We start from the raw sequence: 6,699 nt of genomic DNA, 5'->3' as shown, positions 1-6,699 counted from the left end.
GCCTATCGGCACCCCCCTTATCAAGGGGGATCCCCCCGCCTATCGGCACCCCCCTTATCAAGGGGGATCCCCCCGCCTATCGGCACCCCCCTTATCAAGGGGGGCAGGGGGGATCGAATCATTGACTAGGGAGATGAGAGTTTTTTTTCAGTAATCAGTGAACTTAAAACTCACATCTGATAACTGATCACTGATTACTGATCACTGATCACTGATCACTGATAACTGATAACTGATAACTGATAACTGATAACTGATAACTGATAACTGATAACTGAAAAGGCCTAACTTTCTGGTTCAGTTTTAGCTTCCGCCGGCGGACCGGGGGGCAAAGCTTCCTCGCTGACGGGTTGAGGATTTTGGCTAGTGGGGGGACTAGCGGGGGAAACCTCCGTCTGATTGAGAGCGGGGGGTTGGGAAGAAGTTTCCGGGGCTTTTTCCTCGATTATCGCTTCTTTGGGCGGTTCTGGCTGGGTTTGGGCTGGATTTGTCCCTGGGGTTGCGGGCGGCTTGACGTTATCCGGTTGGGGACTAACGGCGGGTTGCGGGGTTTGATTAGGACGAAGCGGGGTTTCAATTGCCGGCGTTACGGGAGGGGAGTTACGCGTATTGAGGTTACTACCCTCTGGTGGCGGGGGATTAGCGATCGCACCTCGGCACACTTCCGGGTTAGGGGCAAAACTGACTTGCACACGATAGCTTCTCGACTCACCACTGGGATTTTTTAAACTAATTGATCTCACTTCCCTAGCTGCCTGTTGATTGAAAATCGGGAAGCCAGCACTTTTAATTAACTGGGGTTCACTGCTGAGGCGGCCTTGACCATCCACCGTCACCCCATAAACCGCCGTCCCCGCTAATTGACGGGAACAAGCCGCTGCGGGATAATTACCGGTCAAATTGACGGTAGTTATGCCTCCGCTGCCCTGATTCGGCTGATTTAGTTCATTTAAGGCATTGGGATTAGTTTTTTGGACTCTGGCCAGCCAATCCACCAGATTTCTCCTGGCCTCATCGTTACTGGTATTGCTTTTATCCGCCTCCAGGGAGCGCAAACGTTCCTGCATTTCCCACCTTAATTGTTGACGACGCTGTTCATCAATGGGCGATTGACCATTCGGCTCCGGTGTGCGGGCCAAGGAATTGTTTAATTGTTCCTGTGCCTGTTGCGATGCACTACGGGGCGAATTTCGCAATCTATCTAAAGTTAGATTATCTTGGTAGGGATCGAATTCAGGCCGGAGCTGCTGGTTATTAGTCTCCCTCGGCAGATTATTATTCTCTGGCAGCGTGGGAACAGAAGGAGGACTAGGTAAACTGGGGGTAGAAGTGGGAAAATTGCGAGGAATCGGTAATCTACCCAGAGAGGGAATAGATGCCACGGGAGGAGAATAGATATTGACGGAGGGTAAGGAGGAGAGGGGAGGTAAAGCAGGTAAAGAAGGTAAAGGGGGAAGGGAAGAAACCGAGGGTAAAGGAGGTAACGTGCTGTTATGGATACCATCCATGGGGGGGAGAGGAGGCAAAGAGGAAGAAGACAAATTGGGGTTAGGCAGTTCCGGTATGCTGGATAGGGAGGAGTCAAGACTGGGAAGACGTGACTGCTCTAGAGGGTTCAATTCAATCAGATTGACGTTGCGTAAATCCTTTTTTGGCTCCTGTACTGGATTATTGAGGAAATTAGGTAAGATAATCGCTAAAAGTAGGCCATGAATACCAAGAGAAGCGGCGAACGAGAGATTATTAGAGTTAATTAGTTTATTTTCTTCGGTTTCTAGACCAAAATAGGAGGATGTCATAATCTAGTTAATTGAGCAGAGCCTTGAGGGGGAAAGTTAACTCTATTCTAATCGTCAGGGCGATTTTTTTTCTTGAGGGCGGGGAATTAATTGGTGTCAGTACCCCACCACCCCACACCCCACACCCCACACCCTGTCCCCACGAAAAACTTTTTCAGCAGACCCTACTTAGACTGCGATCGAGCCACAGCTTTTAATTTGGGATATAATTCCGAAGGGTCTAACAAAGGGATAAACTCATCGATTACTGGTTTAAAATTGGCTGGAAAATTCTCCCTAGTTCCATGGCTGTTAGGCGATTTAGGCACTGATTCTAATTCAGGGAATTTGGGTGTTTCTGGGGTTAACTGCGAGAATAATTCCTCCACATCACTCATCCCCTTGCGAGGATCATCAAAAAGAGAAGTTTCTAAGTTTAGTAAAGAATCTTTACTCTTGGCTTCCGCTCGTGGCTCTGGATAAGGCCGCTCAAGGCTGGGAGAAGGTATCTTGACCTGTTCCTGTTGAGGGATAAATACCGTTTTTTTGCCATTTAACTGGGAATCTGGCCAGTTTTTACAAACCAAGCGCTCGAATTCCCCCGTAAAATGAAAGGTAGGATGGCCGCGACGGTGCCAAATTTTGAGGATTTCCTCCACCGAAATGACTTTGTAACGTCCCTGATAGAGTGCCTCTAAAATCGCCATGCGAATCCAATTTAGCGAATAGATGGGCAACCAGCGCTCGATTAATTCTTGCGCTTTATATCCTCTCATTTCAAATCGATATTGGTTGAGTATAGTCGCTATCTGCATGAGGTTGATCTCTGGGTTAATCTCTGCCATAGAATTTACAAAGACAGTGAGCGCAATCGTGATGGCTACTAGGCACTCTATATATTAAGATTCTATTCAGATTTTTCCTAGTGGTTTTTCCCTATTCTCCCCACACTTACCCTTTCGGGTATCTTCGCTCAAGACAAGTTGACTCCCTAAAATCGGGTTCCCTTTTGGTGGCAATTTATCCCCCGCTAACTCCTGTACGGTTTAACGGGACTCCTCTGGCCACCTTAAGATAGTTTTTGTCTTTTCCTTGATTCGGTTGACCCAGTTTACACCTCTTTCTTACCACAACCTGAGTAATTTGTCAATCAAAAAGCAGAATTTCCTCAATCAACCCAGAGGAGATAGAACTATAGCACTACCCTGACAGCCTACCCGATCGAGTTTTTCTGAGTCCCCAGAAATTTTTTGTTAAAATTTGCAACATAACTTAACAATGTGTTACACTTCTTAACATAAGCATACAAAAGGAGCCTCCCCATGACTGCCCGCGGCTACACCACCGAAGAACAAGGAAGACTGAATAATTTTGCTGTTGAACCGAAAATGTACGTTGATAGTTCTAGCAGTCTCGGTTTTACCAAAAACGCTGAAAAACTGAATGGCAGACTAGCTATGATTGGCTTTGTCTCTCTTTTAGCCATTGAATTGTTAACCGGTAAAGGAATTATTGCTTGGATTACCAGTCTCTAAGAATTAACAATCCCGTCGCGCTGTTCGGGGAGTTCAGTCCCCGTCCAGACTGGGTGGTTTAGATACCATAAATGCCCTCAAAAACAGCTTTAGCAGGACCTGTCATGTAAACCCGGTTATCGGTTTGGGACCAGTGAATCTGAAGACAGCCACCGGGCAGTTCCACGGTACAACGGCGATCGCATTTGCCCGTCAACACAGCTGCCACCACCACAGCACAAGCACCAGTCCCACAAGCGAGAGTAATTCCCGCTCCTCTTTCCCAGACACGCATCTTCATATAATCCGGCGCGATTACCTCCACAAACTCCACATTAGTCCGTTGGGGAAAAACCGGATGATGCTCAAATTTTGGCCCGATAGTTTCTAGGGGAATAGAGGCCAGATCATCCACAAAAGTGACGCAGTGGGGATTACCCATACTAACGCAAGTAACTAACCAATCTTTACCCTCCACCTCTAGGGGAACCGCGAGGACTTTTTCTGACCCCTTCACCAAAGTGGTGGGGATTTCACTGCCTAAAAGTTGCGGCGGTCCCATATCAACCGTTACCTGTTCATTGGCTTCTAAACGGGGAATAATCGTTCCTGCTAGAGTATGAATGCGATAGGTGCGGCCAATGGCGTTGTTAGCCTCTAAACGGGCGATAAATTGGGCTAGACAGCGAATACCGTTACCACACATTTCTGGTTCCGAACCATCAGAGTTAAAAATTCTCATGGTGTAGTCGGTTGCTGCTTGGCCGGGAAGCGCAAAAATCACGCCATCGGCACCGATGCCAAAATGTCGATCACACATAGCCACGGCCATTTCCGCTGTGATCAGGGGTTCGGGACTGTGACGGTTATCTATCAAAATAAAATCATTGCCCAGGCCTTGATATTTGGTAAAGGGGATTTTCATGGTCAATAAAAGCTGCTCAACAGGAATAATAGAGGATGAACACCTCATCGATAAACTCATTATGTCTCAATTTGATCCTGGTCTGCCGAGTATTAAACAAGTACAGAGCTATATTCAAGAGAAACGGGAAGTAGAAATTAAGTTAAGCACCGATGATCTGCTCGTTGGTCGCATCCTTTGGCAAGATGCTAACTGTCTATACCTAGTCGATCACTACGATAAACCCACTTTAATTTGGCAACAGTCTCTAGTTTATTTAAGACCTAAAGCCTAGGAGGAAATTGGCGATATTTGTCCGTGGGATGCGTCCCGGACGCATCAAAAATTCAGTAGCAAGCAGATAGCTTTTGAGCAAATGTAAGGTCAGTTGGGGTTAAGGAGATTTGGCCATGAATTTTAGCAAATAATCAGGTGGGATGGCGAGGATAGCATCAGAATTTCAGTGGCTGGAAAATTTGGGTTAAATTGCCCAATCAAGAAAGTCAGAGAGTCCAGCAGAGCGATCGCCATCTAATTTCAGATATGGATTGCCGCTTGTCTGCTAACAATTCAGTCCACTGCTGTACATAACCTGTTATACTCTTGGGCAAAACGAATCCACCGCCATTGTTATGCTGGAAAATCAGGTCGGGGCAGATGCCGTCGCCAATGAGCAGATACCTACTCTAGAATTATCGATCATCATGCCCTGTCTCAACGAGGCGGAAACCCTTGCCACCTGTATCGGCAAAGCGCGAGATTATCTGGAACAACACAAAATTGCGGGAGAGGTGCTAATCGCCGATAATGGCAGTAGCGATGGTTCCCAAGAAATTGCCACTAATTCAGGGGCGCGGGTGGTTCCTATCCCAGAAAGGGGACTATGATTATGAGGGATTTGAATATATGAGGACAGTTTATCTCTATTCGATATAGTAGTTACTATCGTGTAAAACAAGTTATTGCCAAAGTAATCTAAATTATGATTAATGTACTTCAAAAGAGTTTTTACAAATTTTGTTCTTTACTATCTAGTCAACAATTTCGACGATTTTTTATTTTTGGTTTAACCTGTAATATTATTTATACTTTTTCCATATATTTATTAACTGAAAAAATCAAATTTCATTACATTGCATCGGTAGTTATTGCTCTAATTTATACAAGTTTTCTTGGGTTTTGCCTAAATAAGTTTTATACTTTTAATACAAGTATAAAAATGTTTTTCCCAGAATTGATAAAGTACTATAATGTCATGTTTTCTGGCTTATTAATTAACGTGGCTTGGATGTTTATTTTGGTAGAAGTATTTAAACTATGGTACATGGCATCGGTAGTAATTGTGAGTGCAGGTTTAATGTTTTATAATTTTTTCTTGCACAAACACTGGAGTTTTCGTGGTTTAAATAAGCATAAAAAAGACCATAAGAGCAGATAGTTTTGGTTCTTCGTTACTTGGTATGGTTCGATAGGGGGGCATAAATCGACTAAATCCTTATCTGGCAAAAGACTTAATTGATTAGTTCGCTCTAGAGCAAAAACAATTGACAAAAATCGCTCAATGCCTTTCTATATAAGGGTTCCATCCCTGATAACCCCCGTCCATTGCATAACACAAACCGAAGAGCCATAGTTTTCCTTGTTATTAGTAGATCAATTTCGACGTTATTTAATTGAGTTAAGTGCATTAAATATTATGCCCAAAAAACAATTATTGACGAGAATATTTTGCGAAGATATAAACAAATTATTCTTTGCTTGTGGGATTTTATCAATTATCATTAAGTACCTAGGCAAAATTATTTACACATGACGATCATTGCCCCGTAAGGGTTTTAGCTCGATCGGGCAGGTAATTAATTTTGCATGACTACTTATTAAGTTTTTTTTAATCAGAAACAGTGAAGTTTTAGGGCATCCAAGAGATTCCTTGCTCTATACGTTAATGGCAGATCAGAATATTTGGTTTCCTACTAATAAAGCTAAGGCAATAATTGATTATATGCCAGGATATCCGATATTTATAATGGTTTCTAATTTTCTGAATTTTTATCTAAGAATTAGTCATGAGATTTTTTACACTATTTCTAATATATTATTAGTTTTTAGTTTTAGATGACTAAAAATTCCTCGATATATCTGCTTAGTTGTTTTTGCAATTTTAACTTTTCATATAACAACTTTTATGGTTTTCAATACTATTGTAACTGAAACAATAGCCATTAGCTTATATCATATCCTTTTGGCTTTAACCATCATAACTGTTATGTCAGAAAATTTAGCGAAGAAACTAATATTTTCTGTCCTTGGTGGATTGTGTTTAGGAATAATATTCATTACCCGTCCAGAGCAGATAGTAGACCTCTTGCAAATTAATTATATGTTATAATGATGGGTTAACTAATTTTCCCCAAAAAATTAGTTAACCAGTACATTAGTCCTGAATGAAAACTTGAAGTTTAACTTTTAACTCAAAACTCTTTAGATATGCTTTAATTTGGTT

At 42.9% G+C, this 6,699-nt stretch carries 7 protein-coding genes and 1 pseudogene; 4 read left to right on the top strand and 4 right to left on the bottom strand.

Annotated features, from left to right (window positions below; translation table 11 throughout):
* Nucleotides 1-284 precede the first annotated feature (284 nt).
* Nucleotides 285-1,799 (bottom strand): energy transducer TonB, encoded by a 1,515-nt coding sequence (locus tag IM509_RS18960; RefSeq protein WP_185237967.1) that lies wholly within the window; start codon nucleotides 1,797-1,799, stop codon nucleotides 285-287.
* Between the two features lie 164 nt (nucleotides 1,800-1,963).
* Nucleotides 1,964-2,623, bottom strand: a complete 660-nt coding sequence (locus IM509_RS18955) for a hypothetical protein (protein WP_185237966.1) — start codon at nucleotides 2,621-2,623, stop codon at nucleotides 1,964-1,966.
* A 477-nt stretch (nucleotides 2,624-3,100) separates the two neighbouring features.
* On the opposite strand from IM509_RS18955, the gene IM509_RS18950 reads away from it, so the two are divergent.
* Nucleotides 3,101-3,313: a CAB/ELIP/HLIP family chlorophyll-binding protein gene (locus tag IM509_RS18950; RefSeq protein WP_002756687.1), complete on the top strand. Its 213-nt coding sequence runs from the start codon at nucleotides 3,101-3,103 to the stop codon at nucleotides 3,311-3,313.
* Between the two features lie 58 nt (nucleotides 3,314-3,371).
* On the opposite strand, the gene dapF is transcribed toward IM509_RS18950, so the two are convergent.
* The gene (gene dapF / locus IM509_RS18945; RefSeq protein ID WP_185237965.1) at nucleotides 3,372-4,217 is read right to left on the bottom strand and encodes a diaminopimelate epimerase; all 846 of its coding nucleotides are present in this window, start codon (nucleotides 4,215-4,217) and stop codon (nucleotides 3,372-3,374) included.
* Nucleotides 4,218-4,278: 61 nt separating this feature from the next.
* On the opposite strand from dapF, the gene IM509_RS18940 reads away from it, so the two are divergent.
* The 3 genes and pseudogenes from IM509_RS18940 to IM509_RS18930 all read left to right on the top strand — a co-directional run bounded on the left by IM509_RS18940 (nucleotide 4,279) and on the right by IM509_RS18930 (nucleotide 5,634).
* Entirely contained in the window at nucleotides 4,279-4,491 is a 213-nt protein-coding gene (locus tag IM509_RS18940) for an Hfq-related RNA-binding protein (protein WP_002733331.1), read from the top strand.
* A gap of 337 nt (nucleotides 4,492-4,828) precedes the next feature.
* Nucleotides 4,829-5,077, top strand: a pseudogene (locus IM509_RS18935) (glycosyltransferase); the annotation flags it as partial.
* 101 nt (nucleotides 5,078-5,178) lie between these two features.
* Nucleotides 5,179-5,634 carry a GtrA family protein gene (locus IM509_RS18930; protein ID WP_185237964.1) on the top strand — a complete coding sequence of 152 codons (456 nt, stop codon included), beginning with the start codon at nucleotides 5,179-5,181 and terminating at the stop codon, nucleotides 5,632-5,634.
* On the opposite strand, the gene IM509_RS18925 is transcribed toward IM509_RS18930, so the two are convergent.
* Nucleotides 5,559-5,759, bottom strand: a complete 201-nt coding sequence (locus tag IM509_RS18925; protein ID WP_272079473.1) for a hypothetical protein — start codon at nucleotides 5,757-5,759, stop codon at nucleotides 5,559-5,561. The genes IM509_RS18930 and IM509_RS18925 overlap by 76 nt on opposite strands.
* Nucleotides 5,760-6,699: the final 940 nt, after the last annotated feature.

Origin of the sequence: Microcystis sp. M31BS1, assembly GCF_020245285.1 — a bacterium.
GTDB classification, from domain to species: domain Bacteria; phylum Cyanobacteriota; class Cyanobacteriia; order Cyanobacteriales; family Microcystaceae; genus Microcystis; species Microcystis panniformis.
The sequence above is the reverse complement of the archived record's forward strand: the minus strand, read 5'-3'. Positions and strand labels throughout refer to the sequence as shown.

Excerpts from the sequence above, each read along its gene's own strand:
- IM509_RS18960 (WP_185237967.1), bottom strand. The coding sequence starts at position 1,799 with ATGACATCCTCCTATTTTGGTCTAGAAACCGAAGAAAATAAACTAATT.
- IM509_RS18955 (WP_185237966.1), bottom strand. The coding sequence starts at position 2,623 with ATGGCAGAGATTAACCCAGAGATCAACCTCATGCAGATAGCGACTATA.
- IM509_RS18950 (WP_002756687.1), top strand. The coding sequence starts at position 3,101 with ATGACTGCCCGCGGCTACACCACCGAAGAACAAGGAAGACTGAATAAT.
- dapF (WP_185237965.1), bottom strand. The coding sequence starts at position 4,217 with ATGAAAATCCCCTTTACCAAATATCAAGGCCTGGGCAATGATTTTATT.
- IM509_RS18940 (WP_002733331.1), top strand. The coding sequence starts at position 4,279 with ATGTCTCAATTTGATCCTGGTCTGCCGAGTATTAAACAAGTACAGAGC.
- IM509_RS18930 (WP_185237964.1), top strand. The coding sequence starts at position 5,179 with ATGATTAATGTACTTCAAAAGAGTTTTTACAAATTTTGTTCTTTACTA.